Below are 2,019 nucleotides of genomic sequence, written 5' to 3'. Positions count from 1 at the left end.
TACCTCTCGAAGTCTAATGTGGTCTACGAGGTATATTTCAGCAAAAACATGCGGGTAGTTGTGGAAGTCACGGTAAATCAGTTGGAAGCAGCGCCTCCACTGAAATAGAAGTACGGCCAGAAGTTTTAGAACCTGAGGATCGTCTTTTTGGAAATCCTTACGAGCTATTTGGAAGCGTATGTGTTCAGAGCTTCATTAATTAGCATAGTCAATGCCTTATCTGTCACATCGATGCCATCGCCATGCTCCAATATGCTTCTTGAAGCACTTCTAGCAACTTCGGATTTGTTCAAATTTTTACCGCGAACATATTTGCCACCTGATTTTTCAAGCGCAATAGCCATTCCAGCGATCAGTTTTAACGCTGTATCTTTACCAGCAAACTCGCCCCACACGCTTCGTAAAGGCTGGTGCTTTTCGCTAGAGCTATCTGGATCACATCCAAACCAACTATCTGTAGCTGATATTTCTTTAACAGCCCAAGGCCAAATATCATTGGAATAAAAATCAGCTCCAGTGATATCTCCGCCAGGTGAGCTAGACCATGTTCTCTTGGGATGTAGTTCTTCTGCGTTTACAGCACTCAAAATTATCCTCAAGTAACTGGAAGCAATGTTGTAGATCTCAGGAGGGAATTTAGCTTTCAACTCATCTAAGCGTGAACAACTGTACACGCCAGCCATAGCCATTGCAGCCTGCTCAGCAGTGACCACACGTTGTCGGCGAAGATGATGGGGCATGTTGAGGATGTTTTCTCGCATAAAAGCTTCCTGCTAACGGTAGTCTACAGAAGTCTACTACTGTCAATTAGCACTGTCTATACATACAGTTAAGCGCTTTTTCCAAACGTTCCATGCACTACATTTTCGCCGTTTTCCAAGGCCTCCATATAGTCGGCATACCACTGGAGCATTTCGCGGCGGCCATCCAGATACTGGGCGTGGTTGTACGTTCCTCGAATAGAGTTTTTGTCGACGTGTGCCAGCTGCGTTTCTATCCACGCGGTGTTGTAGCCCTGTTCGTGCAGGATGGTACTCATGGTGTGCCGGAAACCGTGCCCGGTTACTCTTCCCGCATATCCAATTCGACGTATCAAGACGTTCATCGCCATTTCGCTCATTGGTTTACTGTGCTGAATCCTACCAGGGAAAATGAACCGATAATTGCCGGTGACGAGGCGTAACTGCTCCAAGATAGCGATCGCTTGGTCGGATAAAGGGACGCAGTGAGGTCGACGCTTTTTCATGCGCGCAGGTGGTACTTCCCATAGACGTTTATCAAAATCGATTTCAATCCACTCTCCCTGGCGTAATTCGCCAGGGCGTAGGCCGGTAAGAATCTGCAAGCGCATCGCCAACTTTACAACCGAACTGCCGCTGTACGTGTTCAGCGTACGGAAGAATTCGGGAAGTTCGTCACTGGTGAGAAAAGCGTAATGCTCTTTCTTATGAGGGGCGAACGCGCTGGCCAGATCCGGTGCCGGGTTATAATCAGCTCGACCAGTAACAATCGCGTATCTCCACACCTCTCCGCAACGCTGCCTAACCTTTCTCAACTTTTCTGTCGATCCTCTTTCATCCAGCTTAGAAAGAACTGACATGAGCTCCATCGGTTTGATATCGGCAATAGGACGCTGCCCGATAAACGGAAATACATCAGCCTCGAAGGTTTTCATCATTTCTTCGCCGTAGGATTCAGACCAACGGTCTATGCGCTTGGCGTACCATTCACGGGCAATTGCCTCGAAGGTATTTTGATTGCGACTCAGCTTCGCCATCTTATCTTCTTTGCGTACATCGCTGGGATTTATGCCGCCAGCAACCAACCTACGGGCATCATCACGTTTGCGCCTAGCATCATTGAGAGTTACATCCGGATACGTGCCCAACGAAATCATCTTGGGCTTACCATCGAAACGGTAGCGAAAACGCCACCCTCTAGATCCGTTCGGCTCGATGAGCAGAGACAGCCCATTGCCATCGTTGAGTGTATAGGACTTCTCACGCGGCTTAGAGCGCC

The 2,019-nt window shown here is 48.2% G+C and carries 2 protein-coding genes; both read right to left on the bottom strand.

The genetic code is table 11. The features are described 5' to 3' along the window. Nucleotides 1-164: 164 nt before the first annotated feature. Complete coding sequence (locus ACKLKD_RS27740; protein WP_038434440.1) at nucleotides 165-761, bottom strand: hypothetical protein; 597 nt, start codon at nucleotides 759-761, stop codon at nucleotides 165-167. Nucleotides 762-829: 68 nt separating this feature from the next. Next, the coding region (locus ACKLKD_RS27735; protein ID WP_420062007.1) for a tyrosine-type recombinase/integrase at nucleotides 830-2,019 on the bottom strand (1,190 nt) is incomplete at its 5' end.

Source organism: Klebsiella sp. 10982, from assembly GCF_048589245.1.
Taxonomy (GTDB): Bacteria; Pseudomonadota; Gammaproteobacteria; order Enterobacterales; family Enterobacteriaceae; genus Klebsiella; species Klebsiella quasivariicola.
The sequence above is the reverse complement of the archived record's forward strand: the minus strand, read 5'-3'. Positions and strand labels throughout refer to the sequence as shown.